This is a genomic window from Pseudotenacibaculum sp. MALMAid0570 (genome assembly GCF_040151415.1).
Lineage (GTDB): Bacteria > Bacteroidota > Bacteroidia > Flavobacteriales > Flavobacteriaceae > Polaribacter.
Window position 1 is genome coordinate 1 of the sequence record NZ_JBDKWF010000046.1, and the last position, 20,967, is coordinate 20,967.

Genomic DNA, 20,967 nt, shown 5'->3' on the forward strand with positions numbered 1-20,967 from the left:
TCAAAAGAAAAATGAATTAACTAAAGACGAAGCTTTATATGTTGCCAAAAACTATATGAAGGAAGGTTTAGAAGTTGCTTCCATTGAAAAAATAACAGAGGCAGGAAAGCATCATGAGTATCGAGAAAAGTTACTTCCTGCCTATGTGATCTCTTATAAAACAGACGATAATTTAAAAGCATATGTGTCTATCATAGATGCAAAATTTCAAACAGTCAGACATCAAAGTTGGAGATGGTTTGATTTTTTATGGATGACACACACCATGGATTATGAAGGGAGAGACAATTTTAACACGATAGTTTTAAGAGCGTTTTCTCTTTTGGGTTTGATTACAGTAATGAGTGGATTTTTACTTTGGTATGTATCATCTCCCTCAATTAGAAAATTAGTACAAAGAAAAAAATAGAATACGATGAAAAAATATAGTGTATATCTAGGGTTATTAGCAATTGGACTGTTATCAGGGTGGTTATTATTTGGTGGTGATAATTCTGAGACAAAAGAACATGACCATACGAATGAGGTAGCTTCTAATCAAATGTGGACATGCTCAATGCATCCACAAATCATGCAACCAGAAGCAGGAGATTGTCCAATTTGTGGAATGGATCTAATTCCTGCTGAAGCAGGAGCAGATGGATTGTCAGCAGATGAATTTAAACTTACTGAAAACGCTATGAAGTTAGCGAACATCGAAACAACAGTGATTATTGATGCAAATGAATCCGAGAACTCCATCCTGTTATCTGGTAAAATTGTTGAGAATGAAAAGAAAAATGCTGTTCAAGTAACCTATTTTTCAGGAAGAATTGAAAAACTGCTTATCAATTTTACAGGAGAGAAAATAAAAAAAGGGCAACAGTTGGCTACTATTTATTCTCCTGAGCTATTTGCTGCTCAACAAGAATTACTGACAACTGTAAAGCTTAAAGAATCTCAGCCTCAATTATACAAAGCGGTCAGAAACAAATTAAAACTTTGGAAGCTTTCAGAAGCTCAAATTAATAGTATTGAATCTTCTGGAAAGGTCATTGAAAACTTTCCCGTTTATGCGACTGTTTCAGGTACAGTTACAGAGAAAATGGTGGAAATAGGGCAATCAGTAAAACAAGGCCAAGGCTTATTTAAAATAGCAGACTTGCAATCACTCTGGGCAGAGTTCGACGTGTATGAAAGTCAAGTTGAGTTCATCAAAATTGGACAGAATATTGAAGTCAGTACCAACACTCAATCTGATAAAACCATTATCTCCAAGGTTTCATTTATTGACCCTGTTTTAAATACAAAAACAAGAACCGTCACTCTAAGAGTTGATTTAAATAATTCAAAAGGTCTATTAAAGCCCGGAATGTTTGTCAAAGGAAAACTCAATGCAAAGAATAAGAATGGTTCTCTTTTGGTTCCATCTTCAGCAGTATTATGGACTGGAAAACGATCCGTTGTTTATGTGAAAACTAAACAAGACCAAGCCATATTTGAAATGAGAGAAGTACAAATAGGTTCGAAGATTGGAGAGTCTTATCAAGTGTTAGAAGGTTTGAAAAATGGAGACGAAGTCGTGACCAATGGCGCTTTTACTGTTGATGCTGCTGCACAACTCCAAGGTAAAAAATCGATGATGAACAAAAGTGGTGGCACTGTAATGACTGGTCACGAAGGACACTTAGGGATGAATCACAATGGTCAGAACATGAAAATGACCAATGAGAGAATAGAAGTAGACTCAAAATTCCAAGAACAGCTCAAAACTGTATTTGATGAGTACATTATTTTGAAAGACGCACTGATAAAAGGAGATTCAAAAACTTCAACACAAGCTTCATCAATGATGTTGAAGAATTTAGCAAAAGTCGATATGAAACTACTTAAAGGTGATGCTCATAATTCATGGATGCAACTATCCGAGAACTTAAAACTTCATACACGATCTTTAAACTCAACGACAGATATAAAAACACAAAGAAATCATTTCAAACCACTATCATCTAGTCTGATTATGGCAGTCGAAAAGTTTGGAGTGAATATGCAAGTCTATAGCCAATTTTGCCCTATGGCAGATAATAACACAGGTGGTTATTGGCTTAGTTTAGAAGATAAAGTCTTAAATCCATATTTCGGTGACGCTATGCTAAAGTGTGGTGAAGTAACCAAAACAATCAAATAATAATAATTTTTAATTTTAATCAAATGAGAAAAGTAATTTTAAGTTTAGCAGTAATTGCTGCTGTAGGTTTTACAAGTTGTAAAAGTGACGCCAAAAAAGATGAAAAAAAATCAGAGCCTACTGAAGTAAAAAAAGATGTCGCTTACACTGACGCTAGTTTTGGAGTCAGAGGAAATTGTGGAATGTGTAAGACTACTATTGAAAAAGCTGTAAATAATTTAGACGGTATATCGAAAGCAGAATGGGATAGATTGAGAAAGAAAATAGATGTTTCTTTTGATGCTTCTAAAACAAACCTAGATGCAATTCATAAAGCGATTGCTAATTCGGGTTACGATACGGATAAGTTAGGTGGTAGTGAAGATGCTTATAATAATCTTCCTGGGTGTTGTAAATATGACCATTCTATGGAGATGAGTTTAAAAGGAGAAGTAAAAGATGATGGGAATGGGCATTAATTGTTTGAAAGACCAACAAGGTAAAGTTTGCTTCATAGCCTAGTGCTTTGTAATTCATTGGATAAGCCTTTTGTTGTTGAAAGTTTATCCAGTAAATTAAGATGATGATTAGATATATTATAGCTACTATAGAATAGATACTCTAAAGTAGTGATTAACTCAGTTAGAGCTAGACTTCTTAAGTTACCCAACTTAATTCACCCAGTCATTAATCATTTTTAAATCGGAAGAGAAAAAAGTAAAACTACTTTAAGTTGACTGGATTATTATTTATTTGGGTATTTTAAAATGTACCCCTTAAGGAGATACAATTAACTAAAGAAAACAAAGTGTACCAAATAAATTTAGAAAGACCTTATTACAAATAAAAAAAGACAATCATTAAAGAATGATTATCATTTTATATCAAAGAAGGCTTTTAGTGTTTTTTGAGAGAATTTTGTTAGAATAGAACAAATGTAGCCCAAAAAGAAAAACACCCCCTTGAAAAAGAGAGTGTTAGCTTTAATCTTGCGGTCTGGACGGGACTCGAACCCGCGACCCCATGCGTGACAGGCATGTATTCTAACCAGCTGAACTACCAAACCGTTGCTCTAAGCGGATGCAAATATAACTGAGTTTTTTGTTTTTGCAAAAGAAAAAGAAAAATTTATAACATTTTCTGGCGACTTAAAAAATAACTGGTCAGTACTTGACCAAAACCGATCTGAATATCCACAGGAACATAATCTATCTTGTACTGCAAACATTTATTGCGTAGTTCTTCAAAATAGTTTTCTACCAATGCTTTGTAATGTTCTTGTATGTTTTCACTAAACAGATTCACTTCTTCGCCAGTTTCTACATCTACAAATTTTTTAGGTGCATTGTCGAAATCGAAATTCAATTCGGTCTTTCCATCAAATGTATGAAACAATACTACTTCGTGCTTGTTGTATTTTAAATGACGTAATGCTTCAAACAGTTCTTTCTCGTGCTTGCTGGATTGCAGCATGTCTGTAAACAGAAAAATCAAAGAGCGTCTGTGAATTTTTTCTGCAATCTCATGTAAATATTGATAGGTTTCAGTAGTAGCCTTGGATGTAGAATTCAATAGGTTTTCTAACTGATGTAATACCATCTTTCTATGACGATCACTTCCTTTTTCTGGTGCATAGTACTCATATGTATCGGAATAAATACTCAGTCCAACAGCATCTCTTTGTCGTTTTAAGACTTCCATCAAACAAGCGGCTGCAACTGCTGAAAAACCAATCTTATTTAAACTGTCTAATGTTTGCGTCTTTACCGTTGGATAATGCATAGACGCCGAGTTATCTATGATGATATGACATCTTAAGTTGGTTTCTTCCTCGTATTTTTTCGTGTAGAGCTTTTCTGTTTTGGCAAAGAGTTTCCAATCGATATGGCGAGTACTTTCTCCTTTATTATAAAGCTTGTGCTCGGAAAATTCAACCGAAAAACCATGAAAGGGACTTTTATGCATTCCGGTTATAAAACCTTCCACTACTTGTCTTGCCAAGAGGTCTAGGTTTTTAATTTCTGAGATTTGTACTTGAGAAAGGTTGATCATGATTCTCGAAAATAGAAAAAGGTTTGACCGTAGCCAAACCTTTTCTGTTTCAATTTTGTTAATTCCGCTAAAGACGGATTAGATCTGTTTAGATTGCATCATTGATTTTTTGCTCGTACACAGATTTTGGAGCTACTCCTACTTGCTTGTCTACCAACTCTCCTCCTTTAAAGATTAATACAGTTGGAATGTTACGTACTCCGTATTTCGCAGCAAATTCTTGATTTGCATCTACATCTACTTTTCCTACTACAGCTTTTCCATCGAAATCTGTACTTAATTCATCTACGATAGGAGCTAACATTCTACAAGGTCCACACCAAGCAGCCCAAAAGTCTACTAATACTGGTTTGTCTGATTTTAATACGACTTCGTCAAATGTTGCATCTGTAATTTCTAATGCCATGATATTATATTTCTAATTAATTCAAAAGTTTATACTACAAAAGTAATTAAATATTTTTCCATTCCTAGCTCAAAAAATTAGTTTTGATTATATGTCTATCAAGTGAGTCTATCCTTATATGTGTTAATTAGCAATGAACAGTGACAACTGATTAAAATATCTCTTTAGCTATCTTATGAATATTAGATGATTTTCCCATAGAATAGTAATGTAAAACAGGAACTCCGGCTGCTAATAGCTCTTTAGATTGCTGAATACACCATTCTACTCCTACTTGACGAACTTGCTTGTTGTCTTTGCATTTTTCTACTGCTGAAATTAAATCTTGCGGCAAATCTATTTTAAATACTTGTGGCAATAATTGTAAGTGTCTTTTAACGGCTACCGGTTTAATTCCTGGAATGATAGGAACATTGATTCCTATTTTTTTGGCTTCTTCTACAAACTCGAAAAACTTCTGATTATCAAAAAACATTTGTGTTACCACATAATCTGCTCCTGCATCTACTTTTTCTTTCAATCGTTTTAAATCTGATTGTAAAGAAGGGGCTTCTAAATGTTTCTCTGGATAACCAGCAACACCAATACAAAAATCTGCTTTGTGGTTAGCATCTATTACATCATGTAGGTATTTTCCTCGATTCAAATTCTGAATTTGATCTACCAATTCTACTGCATAGGTATGTCCTCCTTTGGATGCTTGAAAATACTTTTGATGACTCATAGCATCGCCTCGAAGTGCCATCACATTTTCGATTCCTAAATAATGACAGTCTACTAATAGATATTCTGTTTCTTCTTTGGTAAATCCTCCACATAATACATGCGGAACCGTATCTACATCATATTTGTGTTTGATGGCCGCACAGATCCCTACAGTTCCGGGTCGCATTCTTGTAATCTTACGATCTAACAATCCGTTTTTCTCTATATATACATATTCTTCACGTGAAGTTGTTACATCGATAAATGGAGGGTTGAATTCCATTAATGGATCTATATTATTATATAGTTCTTGAATGTTATTTCCTTTTTTGGGAGGGATTATTTCAAAAGAGAATAAGGTTTTTCCTCCTGCTTCTTTTATATGTTCTGTTACTTTCATATATGCTGAACTTGTTTCAGTATTTTAATTGTTGGCAATGGTTGGATGCAACCATTTTCTTGCTTTTTCTAATGCGATTCCTTTTCTATTGGCGAAATCTCTTACTTGATCATCGGTAATTTTTCCTAGCCCGAAATACTTCGCTTCTTCATTGGCAAAGTAGTATCCAGAAACGGCTGCTGCAGGCCACATTGCTAAGCTTTCTGTAAGCTTAACTCCTATTTGTTCTTCTACATTAAGAAGACTCCAAATTGTTTCTTTTTCTAAATGATCTGGACAAGCAGGATATCCGGGAGCCGGACGTATTCCTTTATAATCTTCTTTGATAAGCTCTTCATTGGTTAGGTTTTCTGAAGCTGCATATCCCCAATGTTGAGTTCTTACTCTGTGATGTAAATATTCTGCAAAAGCTTCCGCAAAACGATCGGCAATGGCTTGTGCCATAATCGCATTATAATCATCTTGTTCTTCTTTGTATTGATTGGCTAATTCATCGGCTCCAAAAATGGCTGTACAGAAAGCTCCCATATAATCTTGTTTCCCTGTTTCTTTTGGAGCTATAAAGTCTGCCAAAGCAAAACTTGGCTTTCCTTCTCGCTTTTTCAATTGTTGACGTAAGGTTCTAAACAAAGCGATTTCTTTTCCTTTTTTACTTATTGAGATATCATCGTCATTCACAGTATTGGCTTCAAAGAGTCCGAAAATAGCTTTAGGCTTCAAACTTTGATTGGCGATAATTTCTTCTACCATTTTTTGTGCATCGTTGTACAGACTTGTTGCTTGCTCTCCTACAACTTCATCGGTAAGAATATTCGGGTATTTTCCGTGCAAGTCCCAGCTTCTGAAAAACGGACTCCAATCAATAAAAGGAACTAATTCTTTTAAACTTAATTGTTCTAAAGTTTGAACTCCTAATTCTTTAGGTTTGGATATTTTAGAGGTTTCCCAATTGATAGAAAACTTTCGTTTTCTGGCTTCTTCTATAGAGATATAGGCTTTGGTTTTTCCTCGTTTTAAAAACTTTTCACGAAATTCTTCGTAATCTTTTTTGAGTTTGGCTACGTATTCGTTTCTTGTTTGTTTATTCAATAAATCTCCCACAACAGTAACTGCTCTTGATGCATCGTTTACATGTACCACAGCATTCTTGTATTGCGTATCGATCTTCACAGCTGTATGCGCTTTGGAAGTAGTTGCTCCACCAATAAGTAAGGGAACATCAAATTCTTGACGCTCCATTTCTTTGGCTAAGTATACCATTTCATCTAAAGAAGGTGTAATTAAACCACTAAGACCAATAGCATCTACATTTTCTTTTTTGGCTGTTTCGATGATTTTTTCTGGTGGAACCATCACACCTAGATCCACAATTTCATAGTTGTTACATCCTAGAACTACTGAGACAATATTCTTTCCGATATCGTGAACATCACCTTTTACAGTAGCCATTAAAATCTTCCCTAAGGCTCTTTGTTCTTCACTTTTTTCTGCTTCGATATATGGGTTTAAATAGGCAACAGCTTTTTTCATAACTCTTGCAGATTTTACCACTTGTGGCAAGAACATTTTTCCGCTTCCAAAGAGATCTCCTACTACATTCATTCCATTCATCAAATGTCCTTCGATTACGTGTAATGGTTTTTCTACACTTTGACGTGCTTCTTCTGCATCTTCTTCTATAAAAGCATCGATACCTTTTACTAAGGAATGAGTTATTCTATCTTGCAAAGGCAATGTTCTCCATTCCAATGCTTTTCCATCGTCTTCTTTTTTCTTTCCTTTTACAGTTTCGGCAAAATCTAACAAACGCTCAGTAGCATCATCTCTTCTGTCTAGAACAACATCTTCTACATGCTCTAACAAATCTTTAGGGATGTCGTCATAAACCTCTAACATGGTTGGATTTACAATTCCCATGTTCATTCCAGCTTGAATGGCATGATAGAGAAATACCGAATGCATGGCTTCTCTTACCACATTGTTCCCTCTGAAAGAAAAAGACACATTACTTACTCCACCACTTACACTTGCGTGAGGTAAATTTTCTCGTACCCAACGCGTAGACTCTATAAAGTCTATTGCATTTTTACGATGTTCCTCCATTCCTGTGGCTACAGGGAAAATATTTAAGTCGAAAATAATGTCTTCTGGAGGGAAACCAACTTTGTTTACAAGTACTTCATAAGATCGCTTGGCAATTTCTATTCTTCTGTCATAATTATCTGCTTGACCTACTTCATCAAAGGCCATAACTATAACAGCTGCTCCATATCTTTTAATCTGTGTTGCTTCCCATATAAACTTTTCTTCTCCTTCTTTTAAGGAAATAGAATTTACTACACATTTTCCTTGCACCACTTGTAATCCCGCTTCTATAATTTCCCATTTAGAGCTATCAATCATGATAGGAACTCTACAGATATCTGGTTCTGCAGCGATTAAATTTAAGAATCTTACCATGGCTTCTTTTCCATCAATCAAGCCATCATCCATATTGATGTCTATAATCTGAGCACCGCCATCTACTTGATGTCTTGCTATTGCTAAGGCTTCATCAAATTTTTCTTCTTTAATTAATCGCAAAAACTTACGAGATCCTGCTACATTAGTTCGCTCTCCAACATTGATAAAATTACTTTCTGGAGTAATAATTAAGGGTTCTAGACCCGATAAACGCATATATCTTTTTTCTTCTTTGCTCATCTTTCTTTTCTTTAACCCACAACTGCGTTTAAACTGTCAATATTTCGTGGTTGATATTTTGCTGCAACATCAGCTATGGCTGTAATATGTGCAGGTGTAGTTCCACAGCATCCACCAATAATATTGATGAGATTCTTTTTCAAATATTCTTCTATCTGTGAAGCCATTTCTTCTGGTGTTTCATCATATTCCCCAAAAGCATTAGGCAATCCAGCATTAGGATGTGCAGAGATTGCAAAATCGGTTTTAGGAGCTATTGCTTCTAAATGTGGTTGTAATAAATTGGCTCCTAGGGCACAATTAAATCCTACGCTTAACAACGGAATATGAGATACTGAGATTAAGAAGGCTTCTGCTGTTTGTCCTGACAAAGTTCTTCCTGAAGCATCTGTGATAGTTCCTGATATCATTACAGGAACTTCAATATTTCTTTCTGCTTTCACCTCTTCAATAGCGAATAATGCTGCTTTTGCATTGAGCGTGTCAAATACTGTTTCTACTAATAAAAGATCTGCTCCTCCATCAATTAAGGCTTCTGCTTGTTGTTTATACGCGATACGCAACTCATCAAAAGTAACGGCTCTATAACCTGGGTCATTTACATCTGGAGACATGCTAGCTGTTCTGTTAGTGGGTCCAATAGATCCTGCAACAAAACGAGGTTTGTGTGGTTCTTTTTTTGTGAATTCATCAGCAGCTTCTTTGGCAATCTTTGCTGACTCATAATTGAGTTCATATACTAAATCTTCCATTTGATAATCTGCCATAGCTATAGTAGTTCCTGAAAAGGTATTGGTCTCTACAATATCTGCTCCAGCAGCAAAGTATTTTCTATGAACTTCTTTTACAGCTTCAGGTTGAGTGATTGAGAGTAAATCATTATTTCCTTTCAATGGAGAAGGGTAATCTTTAAAACGTTCTCCTCTGAAATCTTCTTCTGTAAAATTATATTGTTGCAACATGGTTCCCATGGCACCATCTAGCACTAAGATTCGTTTTTGTATTTCTTGATGTATGTTTGACATTCTTGATAAATCGAATAAGATATTATCAAGAGAAAGGAAGAATATTTCTTACCGTTATCTCTCCACTAATTGTGGTAGAATTTAGCACCTTCTTTATCTAGAATAAAGGGTTGCTAAGGTTTCTCAGGGTCTATCCCTCCGCCTTTCTTGATAACATCATTAAATTAATGAACTCTGGTGCAAAGAAACGTAATATTTTTTTATTTCTAAGCTTTTAGAATTAATTTTTAGTTTCCGAAAAGATCTGAAGACAAATATCGATCTCCTCGATCACAAATAACAGCGACAATTACACCTTTGTCTATTGTTTTGGCAACTTGTAATGCTGCGTAAACGGCTCCTCCGCTACTCATTCCAGCAAAAACACCTTCTTCTCTAGCCAAGCGTTGTGTCATTTGTTTTGCCTGAGTTTCATTTACTTCTTCAACCTGATCTACTTTCGAAGGTTTGAAAATCATTGGCATGTAATCTTTGGTCCATTTACGGATTCCGGGAATCTTGGAATTTGAATCGGGTTGAACTCCAACAATTGTGACGTCTTTATTTTGTTCTTTTAAAAAATCGGATACTCCCATGATGGTTCCTGTTGTTCCCATTGCCGAAACAAAATGGGTTACTGCACCTTGTGTATCTCTCCAAATTTCTGGGCCTGTGGTGTTATAATGTGCCTTAGAATTGTCTAGATTATCAAACTGATTTAATCGAAAATAGCCTTTTTTATATTTCAACTCTAAGGCCAAATCTCTAGCTCCTTCCATTCCGAGTTCCTTAGGAGTAAGAATAACTTCGGCTCCGTAAGATCGCATTGTTTTGATTCTCTCTTCTGTTGAATTTTCTGGTAAGATTAAAATCATATGTACTCCTAATTGCTTAGCCATTAGAGCTAATGCAATCCCAGTATTTCCACTTGTAGCTTCTACTAATGTATCTCCTTCCTTTACATTTCTTCTCTTAATAGCTTCATAAATCATGTTATAGGCAGCTCTATCTTTGACACTTCCTCCAGGATTGTTTCCTTCTAATTTCAATAACAGTTTCACCCCTTCTTTGTTGAGAATGTTCTTTGCTTCTACTAAAGGTGTATTTCCAACAAAATCTACTATGCTCTTGGTTTTCATTTACTTCTTTTTACTAATTTGTTTATAGATTCATTCATAACAATTGAATTTTCTGGAATAGATTCTGTGATACACACATTGGCTCCAATAATGCTATTTTTTCCTATGATCACATTTCCTCCTAAAATGGTAACATTGGCATATATAACTACATTATCTTCTATAGTAGGATGTCTTTTTACTTCTGCTAAACTCTTTTTCACTTGAATTCCACCAAGGGTAACCCCTTGATACATTTTAACATTATTATTGATAACTGTTGTTTCTCCGATAACAATTCCTGTTGCGTGATCTATAAAAAAAGATTCTCCAATTTTGGCTCCTGGATGAATGTCTGTTCCAGTAAGTCCATGCGCATATTCACTCATCATTCTTGGTAGTACAGGAACTTTCATTTTGTATAATTCATGAGTAAGCCTGTATACAGCAATGGCATGAAAACCTGGGTAGGCATAATAAATTTCTTCTAAGCTTTTTGCTGCAGGATCACTTTGTTCAAATGCAATGGCATCTAAATCTAAGCTTTGTCGAATTCCTTTAAATGTACCTTGATATACCTCCCAAAGTTCTTCGCTGTTTTTTACATGAAGTGTATGTGTAATTTTAAGAAACAGTTTTTTAATCTCTGCCTTATGTTCCTTGCTGAAACCCTCATCAAATAGAGTGTAGAACAATTTCTTTGTAAAGGTTTCTACCGAATCTTTCAGTGCTATTTTATAATTGATAAATTGATTCATTATTACACTTCTGGTGCTAGTTTTATTTCTAATCCGTCTAATTCTTTTTTAATTGGAATTTGACATCCCAAACGACTATTCTCTTCTAAGTGAAAAGCTTCTGCCAACATCATATCTTCATCAACACTCATTTCAGGCAAAGAATGTTCTGAATTGACATAACATTGACATGAAGCACACATGGCCATTCCCCCACAGACGCCAATAGTTCCTTCTGGAGCAAGTTCATAACTACGAACAATCTCCATCAGATTCATTGCCATATCTGTTGGAGCTAATACTTCGTGTAAAATTCCTTCTCTGTCAGTTATTTTGATTTTTATGTCCATAAGAGCTTAGATTTTGACACTAACTGATTGCTTTTACAACAGCTTTTGGAGCTTCTTTTTTGGTTCCATCAAATCCTTCAACTCCTCCTACAGTTGTATACTTCATCACATATTTTTTATCTGGATAGATACGTTTGTATGCACTTTGACACATTAAAGTAGCTTCATGAAAACCGCAAAGAATCAATTTTAATTTTCCAGGATACGTATTTACATCGCCAATGGCATATATTCCCGGGATATTTGTTTGATAATCCAAAGCATTGTTCACTTTAATGGCATTTTTTTCAATCTCTAATCCCCAGTTTCCTATAGGTCCTAACTTTGGCGATAATCCAAACAGGGGAATAAAGTGATCTATATCTAGAATGAAACCATCTTCTCCTTTTTTTTCTATGACTACTCCTGTTAGTTTTTCTTTTCCAATTAAGCCTTTTACTTCTGCCGGTGTAATGAGATTAATTTTCCCTAGGTTCTTTAATTCTTGAACTTTTTCTACAGAGTCTAATGCTCCTCGAAATTCATTTCTTCTATGAACTAATGTTACTTCTGATGCTACATCAGCTAAAAAGATAGACCAGTCTAAGGCCGAGTCTCCTCCGCCTGCAATGACTACTTTTTTGTTGCGATAGATTTCTGGATCTCGAATGATATATTCTACTCCATTCTCTTCAAAATTGCTTAGATTAGTAATCAGAGGTTTACGAGGTTCGAAACTTCCTAAACCTCCTGCGATAGCAACTATTGGGGCCTGATGTTGAGTTCCTTTATTTGTAGTAACAATAAAGGTTCCATCATCTTGTTTTTTAATTGTATCTGCTCTTTCACCCAAAGTAAATCCTGGTTCAAATTGTTTGATTTGTTCCATTAGTTTATGGGTTAGATCTCCTGCTAAAATTTCGGGATAGGCAGGGATATCATAAATTGGTTTTTTAGGATAAATCTCTGAGCATTGACCTCCTGGCTGTGGTAATGCATCAATTAAATGGCATCTTAGTTTTAATAATCCTGCTTCAAAAACGGTGAACAACCCTGTGGGGCCCGCTCCAATAATTAGAATATCTGTTTGTATCATTTTTTTCTATTTCACTAAACTTTCTGTAAGCTTATTAAGGGTTACTACTTTTTTTTCGAAATTACCTTTGATGGTTTTTCTATATTGATTTAAATTTTCTACTAATTCATTGATGTCATTAGGAATGACCTCTTCAAAAAATTGACGTAATCGTTTGGCTGTGGTTGGCGATTTTCCATTGGTTGAAATTGCAATCTTGACATTCCCTTTGGTTACAATTCCGCCCAGATAGAAATCACAATATTCTGGCGTATCAGCAACATTTATCAATACATTATTCGCCTTGCAATCTTTATAGACTTGAAGATTTATCTCCTCTTTATCCGTGGCTGCGATAACAAGATCTTTTTCTTGGATATCATAAGAATCATAGGCTTTTTCAATTAGATCAATTTTGTACTTTTCAGCCAATTGCCGTACTTCTTCTCTTATTTCTGGAGCTACTAATTGTAATTGGGCATTGGGGCTCGACTTTAATAAAAAGCTTACTTTTTCTAAGGCTACTTTTCCTCCTCCAATAATCAAAACATTCAACTGATGTACTTTTAAAAAGATGGGATATAATTCATTCGTTTTACTCATAGTTATAAATTTTAAATGGCGAGCTTTGAACAGGTTGTATTTCTTGATAAAATGAACGTAGTTGATGGCTCTTCTTTACAACATCTCCTATAATTATAATTGCTGGAGATGATAATTGTTTCAAAGCCACTTGTTCTTCTATAGTATTGATAACTCCTATTCCTACTTTCTCATTGGGTAGTGTTCCGTTTTGAATAATTGCTATAGGCACTTCTCCTTTTCCTTCTTGTTGAAACAGGTTGATAATCTTAGAAAGCTTGCTCATTCCCATCAGAATTACAATAGTTGCTGATGATTTGGCTGCTAAACTCACATCTTTTGCCAGTTCGTTATTGGAATCTGTTCCTGTTAATACCCAAAAGCTTCTAGACACGTTTCTTTGAGTTACTGCAATTCCTAATTTCGCTGGAACGGCTACCGAGGAGGAAATTCCAGAAACAACTTCGATAGGAATTCCGAAACTATCTGCATATTCGATTTCTTCAGAACCTCTTCCGAACACAAAAGGATCTCCTCCTTTTAATCTGACTACATGGCCATAATTGAATGCATTTTCTACAATTAATTCGTTAATTCTTTGTTGCGAGTATCTTTTATACCCTTTTCGCTTTCCTACAAAAATCTTCTTCGCATTTTTTGCATAGGCTAAAAGATCGTCATTTGCCAAAGCATCATACATTACAACATCGGCTTTTGCTAAAGATTTAACTCCTTTTACAGTAATTAAATCAGGATCTCCGGGACCGGCTCCAACTAGTGTTAGTTTTGGTTTAATTCTAGACATGACTCACTTGTTTTAATCTATACGCATCTGCCAATTTGTAGAACTCTTTTGCTTTTTTTAGATAGCTATAAGCGAAATCTTTTGTTGGTTCGTTTTCTCTAATTTGATATACTAATTCTGAAAAAAAACTTGGTAGTTTTATCAAACCATTAGTAATAAAGTATTCGTCAAAACTTTTCACGATAGAGCTCTGTGTATTTGTTTTTATTTGTTCTGTAGTTAATAATGCCTTCGCAGTATTTATAAGTGCTGTGTAAGTATGATAAATACTATCAGCCCATTTTCCTTCTTTTAATGTTTCTTCTGCATTGACAATCTTTTCTTCGCTTTCAAATAATAAAGTTGCTACCAAATCGATTACAACTCCAGCGCATTCTCCAACACCTATTGCTTTCACATATTTTTGATCGTGACCCCAATCCACAAAATCTTCTTCTATTAAATTGGTAGTATCTGATAAGTGTTTTAGCAAATCGTAGAAATACGTTTTCTCTTTTCGATCGTAATAGGTTAAAAAGTCTTCTGATTCTTGTTGATTTTGCTCAAAATCATTTAATAATAATCGTAAAGCTTCTGGTCCTCTTTTGCTTGGCACCTTTACCAACTTATCAGCAAATCTTCCTTTTCCGTTTCCTAAAACACCTCCACCAATTAATACTTGTAAAGCTGGAGCAATTAAACCTTTGGATTTTATTGTCATTCCTTGAAAACCAATATGAGCCATGTTGTGTTGGCCACAGGCATTCATACAGCCACTAATTTTAATTGTAATGTCTTTATTATTGACATATTGAGGATATTCATTTTGTAATACTCGCTCTAATTCTACAGCAATCCCTGTACTGCTTGAAATTCCTAAATTACAAGTGTCTGTTCCTGGACAAGCTGTTATATCTAAGGTGCTGTTATATCCTATCTGGGCAAATCCTAATCTTTTTAGCTCTTGATAAAAGAATGGTATTAATTCTTCTCTTACGTGTCTGATTAAAATATTTTGACGTAATGTGAATCGCAATTCATTGGCTGCATATTTTTTAATTAGATCTGCTAATTCTCTTGCCTCTTTTGTGTAGAAATCTCCTAAATGAACTTTAATACCTAACGCATATAAGCCTTTTTGTTTTTGAGGAAGTATATTGGTTTTTTTCCAAAGCAAAAACTCTTCTTTGTCTTCTATAGAAACTTGTGGTATTTTGATTTCTTCAAACTCTATTTCTTGTTCAAAATCGTTTCTATCTATTGCGTATGTTTGATATGCCAGAGCTTTCTTCTCTTTTTCTACTAACACTAAGAAATTATCTAAGCCTAGATCTTTTACTAAGAATTTTAACCTTGCTTTTGCTCGCTTAGTTCTTTCTCCATGACGATCAAAAATTCGTAGTACTCCTTCTATAGTTGGAATGAGTTTTTCCTCTTCTAAGAATTCATACATCACATCAGCGTGACGCGGTTGTGATCCTAATCCTCCAGCTAACAAGACTTTAAACCCTCTGATTTCTTTACCATTAACTTTTTGAGTTTTGGCTATGAAACCTAGATCGTGCATATAGCTCAATGCTGTATCTTCTTCTGTTGCTGAAAAAGATATCTTGAACTTTCTTCCCATATCTTGACAGATTGGGTTTCTTAGAAAGAATTGAAACACAGCATGTGCATATGGAGATACATCAAACGGTTCTTTTGGATCTATTCCTGCGGTTTCTGATGCAGTAACATTTCTAACTGCATTTCCGCAAGCTTCACGCAATGTAATATCGTCTTTCTCTAATTCTGCCCACAACTCTGGTGTTCTGTCTAAACTCACATGATGAATTTGAATGTCTTGCCTTGTTGTTATATGCAAGCGTCCTCTAGAATATTTATCTGAAACATTGGCAATCCTATGCAGCTGTTCACTTGTAACTTTTCCGTAAGGTAGTTTGATTCGAATCATTTGAACTCCTAACTGGCGTTGACCGTAAACTCCTCTTGCTAATCGTAGGCTACGAAATCTTTCTTCATCAATCTTTCCCTCTCGGAATAGACGTATTTTTCTTTCCAATTCTAGAATATCTTTTTCTACAACCGGATTTTCTATTTCGGTTCTGAAACTTTGCATGTATTGTTTATTTTTCGAGTTAGTTTACAAAACCAACTCCTGCTGTGTTGTTTGTTTTAGCATCAATTAAAATGAAGGCTCCGTTGGCTTTGTTTTTATCATAACTATCGATAAAAATTGGCTTGCTTAATTTTAATTGAACTTCCCCTATTTCGTTTAATGTAAGTTTTGAAGGACTTAACTCTTTTCCTGAAAAATCTGTATGAATTACAGATGAAATGTCCATCACTTTTGCCTGCACATCATGAACACCATGTTTTACATAATATCTTGCTGATGGTTGCAAAGGTGTCTTATCCATCCAACAAATTGTTGCTGATAATTCTTTAACTATTTCAGGTGTTTGATTAGCTTTTACCAACATATCTCCTCTACTCACATTCACATTATCTTCAAGTTCAACAGTAACTGAACTTCCTCTTTTTGCTGTATGATATTCTTGATGAAAGAAATGAATGTTTTTCACTTTTGATCTTGTTTTAGAAGGCAGTACAATAATCTCATCACCAACACTTAAATCTCCTCCATATACTTTTCCAGCATAACCTCGAAAATCATGGTACTCTTGAGTCTTGGGTCTAATTACTGTTTGAATTGGAAATCGTGTTTCAGATTTCTCTTGTGCATCTTCTTGATGTAAATCTTCTAAGTGTCTAAGTAATGTTCTTCCTTGATACCAAGGCATATTTTCAGAGGTTTCAACAACATTATCTCCTTGTAAAGCTGAGAGTGGAATGAACGTAATATTCTGATCTGGATAATTGCTTTTAGAAGCTAAGTATTCTATTTCTCCTTTGATTTGATTGAATTTTTCTTCTGAATAGTCAACTAAATCCATTTTATTGATAGCAATAACAACGTCTTTAATACGTAATAGATTGTTGATAAAGAAATGACGATAGGTTTGTTCTACCACACCATTTCTAGCATCAACCAAAACAATAGAAGCTTGTGCTGTTGAAGCTCCTGTTACCATGTTTCTTGTATATTCTATATGCCCTGGAGCATCGGCTATAATGAAGCTAGTGTTTAGAGTAGAGAAATAGATATGTGCCACATCTATGGTAATTCCTTGTTCTCTTTCTGCTACCAAACCATCTGTTGCTAATGAAAAATCTAAATAATCGAATCCGCGTTGTCTACTCTTTTCTTCTATAGCTTGTAATTTATCTTCTGTAAGGGAATGCGTATCATATAAAAGTCGACCAATGAGTGTACTTTTTCCATCATCTACGCTTCCTGCTGTTGCTATTTTTATAACTTTCATTTTCTTTTCTCTTTACTTATTACTCAATTAAAAGTATCCTTGTTGTTTTCTTTTTTCCATTGCTGCTTCAGAGCGTTTATCATCTATTCTTGCGCCTCTTTCTGAAATGGAAGATTCTCTTATTTCGTTTACAATCGTATTAACGTCTGATGCTGATGATAAAACCGCAGCAGTACAACTCATATCTCCTACTGTTCTAAATCGAACTGTTCTTTCTTCAATTAATTCGTCTTCTTCTCTATAAACTATATCATCGGCAGCAGACCAGATGAATCCGTCTCTAACAAAAGTTGGTCTTTTATGAGCAAAATAGATGGATGGGATTTCTATTTCTTCTCTTTGAATGTATGACCATACATCTAATTCTGTCCAGTTTGATATTGGAAATACTCTTACATTCTGACCTAAATCTATTCTACCATTAAGCATATCGAACAATTCTGGCCGTTGGTTTTTTTCATCCCATTGTCCAAAGTCATCTCGAACAGAGAAAATACGTTCTTTGGCTCTGGCTTTTTCTTCATCTCTTCGAGCACCTCCAATACAAGCATCAAAACCAAATTCTTCTATTGCATCCAGTAGCGTTTCTGTTTGCAAAAGGTTTCTACTAGCGTATTTTCCTTTTTCTTCTTTTACTCTTCCTTTGTCTATATTATCTTGAACATGTCTTACAATAAGTTCTACCTCTAATTCTTTAGCTAATTGATCTCTAAATTTGATAGTTTCTGAAAAATTGTGCCCTGTATCTATATGCAATAGAGGAAAAGGAATCTTTGCTGGGAAAAATGCTTTCTGTGCTAATCGCACTAGAGTTATGCTATCTTTTCCTCCAGAAAATAACAATACTGGTTTTTCAAATTGTGCCACTACTTCTCTTAAGATATATATGGCTTCGCTTTCTAAGGCGTTTACTTTTAATATTTCTGTACTCATCTTATCTCTTTTAAATATGCAATCCGCATTCTCTATTGTTTTCTACTTTTGTTGGATCGAAATACACTTGCTCATTAGGTAAATTATGTTCTAACAAATAGCTATCTAGTTCTTGATCTGACCAATGATAAAATGGACTTATCTTTAAGATTCCATCTTTACTTTTTGAAACAATTCCTATTTTATCTCTAAAAGCTGTTTGACCTTTTCTTAGATTGGTAAACCAAACATCGGGCTGATGCTCTTCCATTGCTCTTTGGAAGGGTTCTAACTTAACTTGCTTTGTAAAGAGTTCGTGCTTAGGATTATCAATAGAAGGAAGTCCAAGAGTTACATTTCTATGTGCTACAGTTTGTTTAGGAACATATAGATGTACATTTAAATCTAACTTTTTTGTCAGTTTTTCTGCATGACGATAAGTTTGAGGCGTATTGTATCCTGTATCACACCAAATCACATCGATATCTTTTCTTTCTGAATTCACAGCATATAGAATGGCGCTTTCATAAGGTCTAAAATTGGTTGTGATTACAGGTTTTTTTGCAATAGATAAAGCCCACTGAATAATCTCTTGTGGTCTCGCGTTTTTAAACTTTCTATTGAATTGTTCTATTGTTATTTCTACAGTATTCATTTTTTGCCCCATTTAATTGTATTCCATACTCTTTCATGAAAAAAATAGAGTATCATTTTTGTTCCTAACTCGATACTTCCAATTGAGAAAGCTACTGATGCTTCACCAGTGATAAACCAAGAGATGATAATTGTATCTAAGGTTCCTAAGATTCTCCAGCTCACAGATTTCGTGACACTTCTGAAAGGAGTTTCTGAGAGTTTATCTTCTCTGTAATGCCTTTTTCTATTGATGTTTTGTTCTATAATCATTATAAATACTATTACCCTATAGGATTACTAGGATTTAAGTTGCAAATGTATCATTTCGTTTGTTACTACAAAGCTTTTTTTTAAATTTTAACTATTTGATAATAATTAAGAGATTTTTAAACTAAATCTGAGAGTGTATTATTGCGAAGTACTTGTAATGTATTATCTCTAACTTGAATCATTAACTTGTGAACTGAGCATGCGTCTTCATCTGGACAGTCATCACATTTTTCATAATAATTCAAACTAACACAAGGTAGCATTGCTATAGGACCTTCTAAGGCTCTTATGACATCTGTCATTTTAATATCTGAGGCTTCTTTTAATAAATAATAACCTCCTCCTTTGCCTTTTTTGGCTCCTAAAAACCCTGATTTTCTAAGGATTAGCAATATGCTTTCTAAAAACTTATGTGAAATATTTTCGTTAGCGGCTATCGTACCAATTTGCACTGGAGATTTGTCTTCTTGGCGTGCTATATACGCCAAAGCCTTTAATCCGTATTTTGTTCTTTTAGAAAGCATATCGCAAAAATACAATTTTTATCTCGCTGTTAATTCTGTAAAGCGTGGTTTATATCTTTTATTATATCATCTACATTCTCTAAGCCTACAGAACATCTTACCAATCCGTCTGTTATACCTACTTCTAATCTATCTTCTTCACTTAATTTACTATGTGTAGTTGAAGCTGGATGTGTTACTATGGTTCTTGTGTCTCCTAAATTTGCCGACAAAGAGCACATTTGAATATTGTTTAAAAAATTCCTCCCTGCTTCTATTCCTCCTTTAATCTCAAAAGCCACTATGTTTCCTCCTAATTTCATTTGCTTTTTGGCGACCTTATATTGAGGATGTGATTTTAAAAAAGGGTATCTAACTACATTCACTTTTGGGTGCTCTTCTAAAAACTTAGCAACCTTCAATGCATTTTCACAATGTTTTTCTACTCTTATTGGTAATGTTTCTAAACTTTTAGATAAAACCCAAGCATTAAAAGGTGACAAAGCTGGTCCTGTATTTCTTGAAAACAAATAAATCTCTTGTATCAAATCTTTTCTTCCAACAGCTATGCCTCCTAAAACCCTACCTTGGCCGTCAATTAATTTCGTTGCTGAATGTACAACCAAATCAGCTCCATAGGTTATTGGTGTTTGTAGATACGGAGTAGCAAAACAATTATCTACAATAAAAATTAGGTTATGCTTTTTTGCAAAATTCCCTAAAGCTTCTAAATCAAGAACATCTACTCCTGGGTTGGTTGGTGTTTCTACATAAAGGACCTTTGTATTCTCTTTTACTAAGCTTTCTAAGTTATTTGTTTCATCTACTTTAAAATAACTTGTAGTAATATTCCATTTAGGTAAGTATTTGGTAAATAGTGAATGAGTTGACCCAAATACTGACCTACAAGAAATAATGTGATCTCCTGAGTTTAAGAGTGCGGCAAAGGTTGAAAAAATTGCTGCCATTCCTGTAGCAAATGCATATCCGGCTTCAGCATTTTCCATAGCTACGATCTTGTTTACAAATTCAGATGTATTTGGATTGGAAAAACGACTGTATAAGTTTCTTTCTTTTTCTTCTGAGAAAGATGCTCTCATATCTTCAGCATCTTCAAAAACAAAACTTGATGTTAAGTATAGTGGTGTTGAATGTTCTTGAAACTGACTTCTTTCTAGTTGGTTTCTAATAACTTGTGTTTCTATATTATTACTCATAA

At 34.6% G+C, this 20,967-nt stretch carries 20 protein-coding genes, 1 tRNA gene, 1 pseudogene and 1 riboswitch; of the genes and pseudogenes, 3 read left to right on the plus strand and 19 right to left on the minus strand.

Going from position 1 to position 20,967, the window contains the following annotated elements; translation table 11 throughout:
- The 3 genes and pseudogenes from AAON49_RS04685 to AAON49_RS04695 all read left to right on the plus strand — a co-directional run.
- A pseudogene (locus AAON49_RS04685) lies at nucleotides 1-409 on the plus strand (hypothetical protein); the annotation flags it as partial.
- 6 nt (nucleotides 410-415) lie between these two features.
- Nucleotides 416-2,167 carry an efflux RND transporter periplasmic adaptor subunit gene (locus AAON49_RS04690; protein ID WP_349552992.1) on the plus strand — a complete coding sequence of 584 codons (1,752 nt, stop codon included), beginning with the start codon at nucleotides 416-418 and terminating at the stop codon, nucleotides 2,165-2,167.
- Nucleotides 2,168-2,190: 23 nt separating this feature from the next.
- Nucleotides 2,191-2,625 carry a heavy-metal-associated domain-containing protein gene (locus tag AAON49_RS04695; protein WP_349552994.1) on the plus strand — a complete coding sequence of 145 codons (435 nt, stop codon included), beginning with the start codon at nucleotides 2,191-2,193 and terminating at the stop codon, nucleotides 2,623-2,625.
- 513 nt (nucleotides 2,626-3,138) lie between these two features.
- On the opposite strand, the gene AAON49_RS04700 is transcribed toward AAON49_RS04695, so the two are convergent.
- The 19 genes from AAON49_RS04700 to AAON49_RS04790 form a co-directional block, all read right to left on the minus strand.
- Nucleotides 3,139-3,212, minus strand: a tRNA-Asp gene (locus AAON49_RS04700).
- A 62-nt stretch (nucleotides 3,213-3,274) separates the two neighbouring features.
- Nucleotides 3,275-4,198, minus strand: coding sequence for a DUF58 domain-containing protein (locus AAON49_RS04705; RefSeq protein ID WP_349552996.1), 924 nt, complete (start codon nucleotides 4,196-4,198; stop codon nucleotides 3,275-3,277).
- 88 nt (nucleotides 4,199-4,286) lie between these two features.
- Nucleotides 4,287-4,604, minus strand: a complete 318-nt coding sequence (gene trxA, locus AAON49_RS04710) for a thioredoxin (RefSeq protein WP_349552998.1) — start codon at nucleotides 4,602-4,604, stop codon at nucleotides 4,287-4,289.
- A gap of 151 nt (nucleotides 4,605-4,755) precedes the next feature.
- Complete coding sequence (gene metF / locus AAON49_RS04715) at nucleotides 4,756-5,709, minus strand: methylenetetrahydrofolate reductase [NAD(P)H] (protein ID WP_349553000.1); 954 nt, start codon at nucleotides 5,707-5,709, stop codon at nucleotides 4,756-4,758.
- A gap of 24 nt (nucleotides 5,710-5,733) precedes the next feature.
- Nucleotides 5,734-8,412, minus strand: coding sequence for a methionine synthase (gene metH / locus AAON49_RS04720; RefSeq protein WP_349553001.1), 2,679 nt, complete (start codon nucleotides 8,410-8,412; stop codon nucleotides 5,734-5,736).
- An 11-nt stretch (nucleotides 8,413-8,423) separates the two neighbouring features.
- The gene (locus tag AAON49_RS04725) at nucleotides 8,424-9,437 is read right to left on the minus strand and encodes a homocysteine S-methyltransferase family protein (protein ID WP_349553003.1); all 1,014 of its coding nucleotides are present in this window, start codon (nucleotides 9,435-9,437) and stop codon (nucleotides 8,424-8,426) included.
- Nucleotides 9,438-9,488: 51 nt separating this feature from the next.
- A riboswitch (SAM riboswitch) is annotated at nucleotides 9,489-9,594 on the minus strand.
- Nucleotides 9,595-9,664: 70 nt separating this feature from the next.
- Complete coding sequence (cysM, locus tag AAON49_RS04730) at nucleotides 9,665-10,555, minus strand: cysteine synthase CysM (RefSeq protein ID WP_349553005.1); 891 nt, start codon at nucleotides 10,553-10,555, stop codon at nucleotides 9,665-9,667.
- Complete coding sequence (epsC, locus tag AAON49_RS04735) at nucleotides 10,552-11,292, minus strand: serine O-acetyltransferase EpsC (RefSeq protein ID WP_349553007.1); 741 nt, start codon at nucleotides 11,290-11,292, stop codon at nucleotides 10,552-10,554. Before epsC ends, cysM begins: the two co-directional genes overlap by 4 nt.
- A gap of 2 nt (nucleotides 11,293-11,294) precedes the next feature.
- A complete protein-coding gene (locus AAON49_RS04740; RefSeq protein WP_349553008.1) occupies nucleotides 11,295-11,621 on the minus strand; it encodes a 2Fe-2S iron-sulfur cluster-binding family protein in 327 nt (108 codons plus the stop codon).
- A 19-nt stretch (nucleotides 11,622-11,640) separates the two neighbouring features.
- Nucleotides 11,641-12,696, minus strand: a complete 1,056-nt coding sequence (locus tag AAON49_RS04745) for an NAD(P)/FAD-dependent oxidoreductase (protein WP_349553010.1) — start codon at nucleotides 12,694-12,696, stop codon at nucleotides 11,641-11,643.
- Between the two features lie 6 nt (nucleotides 12,697-12,702).
- Entirely contained in the window at nucleotides 12,703-13,278 is a 576-nt protein-coding gene (locus AAON49_RS04750) for a precorrin-2 dehydrogenase/sirohydrochlorin ferrochelatase family protein (RefSeq protein WP_349553012.1), read from the minus strand.
- The gene (gene cobA, locus AAON49_RS04755; protein ID WP_349553014.1) at nucleotides 13,271-14,062 is read right to left on the minus strand and encodes a uroporphyrinogen-III C-methyltransferase; all 792 of its coding nucleotides are present in this window, start codon (nucleotides 14,060-14,062) and stop codon (nucleotides 13,271-13,273) included. Before cobA ends, AAON49_RS04750 begins: the two co-directional genes overlap by 8 nt.
- The gene (locus tag AAON49_RS04760; RefSeq protein WP_349553015.1) at nucleotides 14,055-16,160 is read right to left on the minus strand and encodes a ferredoxin-like domain-containing protein; all 2,106 of its coding nucleotides are present in this window, start codon (nucleotides 16,158-16,160) and stop codon (nucleotides 14,055-14,057) included. The genes cobA and AAON49_RS04760 overlap by 8 nt, the downstream gene beginning before the upstream one ends.
- 19 nt (nucleotides 16,161-16,179) lie before the next feature.
- Nucleotides 16,180-17,427 (minus strand): sulfate adenylyltransferase subunit 1, encoded by a 1,248-nt coding sequence (locus AAON49_RS04765; RefSeq protein ID WP_349553017.1) that lies wholly within the window; start codon nucleotides 17,425-17,427, stop codon nucleotides 16,180-16,182.
- Between the two features lie 27 nt (nucleotides 17,428-17,454).
- The gene (gene cysD / locus AAON49_RS04770) at nucleotides 17,455-18,360 is read right to left on the minus strand and encodes a sulfate adenylyltransferase subunit CysD (protein WP_349553019.1); all 906 of its coding nucleotides are present in this window, start codon (nucleotides 18,358-18,360) and stop codon (nucleotides 17,455-17,457) included.
- A gap of 10 nt (nucleotides 18,361-18,370) precedes the next feature.
- The gene (locus AAON49_RS04775) at nucleotides 18,371-18,994 is read right to left on the minus strand and encodes a phosphoadenosine phosphosulfate reductase domain-containing protein (RefSeq protein WP_349553020.1); all 624 of its coding nucleotides are present in this window, start codon (nucleotides 18,992-18,994) and stop codon (nucleotides 18,371-18,373) included.
- A complete protein-coding gene (locus AAON49_RS04780; RefSeq protein ID WP_349553022.1) occupies nucleotides 18,991-19,245 on the minus strand; it encodes a DUF2061 domain-containing protein in 255 nt (84 codons plus the stop codon). The genes AAON49_RS04775 and AAON49_RS04780 overlap by 4 nt, the downstream gene beginning before the upstream one ends.
- Nucleotides 19,246-19,361: 116 nt before the next feature.
- Nucleotides 19,362-19,769 (minus strand): RrF2 family transcriptional regulator, encoded by a 408-nt coding sequence (locus tag AAON49_RS04785; protein ID WP_349553023.1) that lies wholly within the window; start codon nucleotides 19,767-19,769, stop codon nucleotides 19,362-19,364.
- 29 nt (nucleotides 19,770-19,798) lie between these two features.
- Complete coding sequence (locus AAON49_RS04790; protein WP_349553024.1) at nucleotides 19,799-20,965, minus strand: trans-sulfuration enzyme family protein; 1,167 nt, start codon at nucleotides 20,963-20,965, stop codon at nucleotides 19,799-19,801.
- Between the last annotated feature and the right edge of the window lie 2 nt (nucleotides 20,966-20,967).

Bases quoted from the DNA above. Each gene is read 5' to 3' on its own strand.
- AAON49_RS04690 (WP_349552992.1), top strand. From the start codon at position 416: ATGAAAAAATATAGTGTATATCTAGGGTTATTAGCAATTGGACTGTTA.
- AAON49_RS04695 (WP_349552994.1), top strand. From the start codon at position 2,191: ATGAGAAAAGTAATTTTAAGTTTAGCAGTAATTGCTGCTGTAGGTTTT.
- AAON49_RS04705 (WP_349552996.1), bottom strand. From the start codon at position 4,198: ATGATCAACCTTTCTCAAGTACAAATCTCAGAAATTAAAAACCTAGAC.
- trxA (WP_349552998.1), bottom strand. From the start codon at position 4,604: ATGGCATTAGAAATTACAGATGCAACATTTGACGAAGTCGTATTAAAA.
- metF (WP_349553000.1), bottom strand. From the start codon at position 5,709: ATGAAAGTAACAGAACATATAAAAGAAGCAGGAGGAAAAACCTTATTC.
- metH (WP_349553001.1), bottom strand. From the start codon at position 8,412: ATGAGCAAAGAAGAAAAAAGATATATGCGTTTATCGGGTCTAGAACCC.
- AAON49_RS04725 (WP_349553003.1), bottom strand. From the start codon at position 9,437: ATGTCAAACATACATCAAGAAATACAAAAACGAATCTTAGTGCTAGAT.
- cysM (WP_349553005.1), bottom strand. From the start codon at position 10,555: ATGAAAACCAAGAGCATAGTAGATTTTGTTGGAAATACACCTTTAGTA.
- epsC (WP_349553007.1), bottom strand. From the start codon at position 11,292: ATGAATCAATTTATCAATTATAAAATAGCACTGAAAGATTCGGTAGAA.
- AAON49_RS04740 (WP_349553008.1), bottom strand. From the start codon at position 11,621: ATGGACATAAAAATCAAAATAACTGACAGAGAAGGAATTTTACACGAA.
- AAON49_RS04745 (WP_349553010.1), bottom strand. From the start codon at position 12,696: ATGATACAAACAGATATTCTAATTATTGGAGCGGGCCCCACAGGGTTG.
- AAON49_RS04750 (WP_349553012.1), bottom strand. From the start codon at position 13,278: ATGAGTAAAACGAATGAATTATATCCCATCTTTTTAAAAGTACATCAG.
- cobA (WP_349553014.1), bottom strand. From the start codon at position 14,062: ATGTCTAGAATTAAACCAAAACTAACACTAGTTGGAGCCGGTCCCGGA.
- AAON49_RS04760 (WP_349553015.1), bottom strand. From the start codon at position 16,160: ATGCAAAGTTTCAGAACCGAAATAGAAAATCCGGTTGTAGAAAAAGAT.
- AAON49_RS04765 (WP_349553017.1), bottom strand. From the start codon at position 17,427: ATGAAAGTTATAAAAATAGCAACAGCAGGAAGCGTAGATGATGGAAAA.
- cysD (WP_349553019.1), bottom strand. From the start codon at position 18,360: ATGAGTACAGAAATATTAAAAGTAAACGCCTTAGAAAGCGAAGCCATA.
- AAON49_RS04775 (WP_349553020.1), bottom strand. From the start codon at position 18,994: ATGAATACTGTAGAAATAACAATAGAACAATTCAATAGAAAGTTTAAA.
- AAON49_RS04780 (WP_349553022.1), bottom strand. From the start codon at position 19,245: ATGATTATAGAACAAAACATCAATAGAAAAAGGCATTACAGAGAAGAT.
- AAON49_RS04785 (WP_349553023.1), bottom strand. From the start codon at position 19,769: ATGCTTTCTAAAAGAACAAAATACGGATTAAAGGCTTTGGCGTATATA.
- AAON49_RS04790 (WP_349553024.1), bottom strand. From the start codon at position 20,965: ATGAGTAATAATATAGAAACACAAGTTATTAGAAACCAACTAGAAAGA.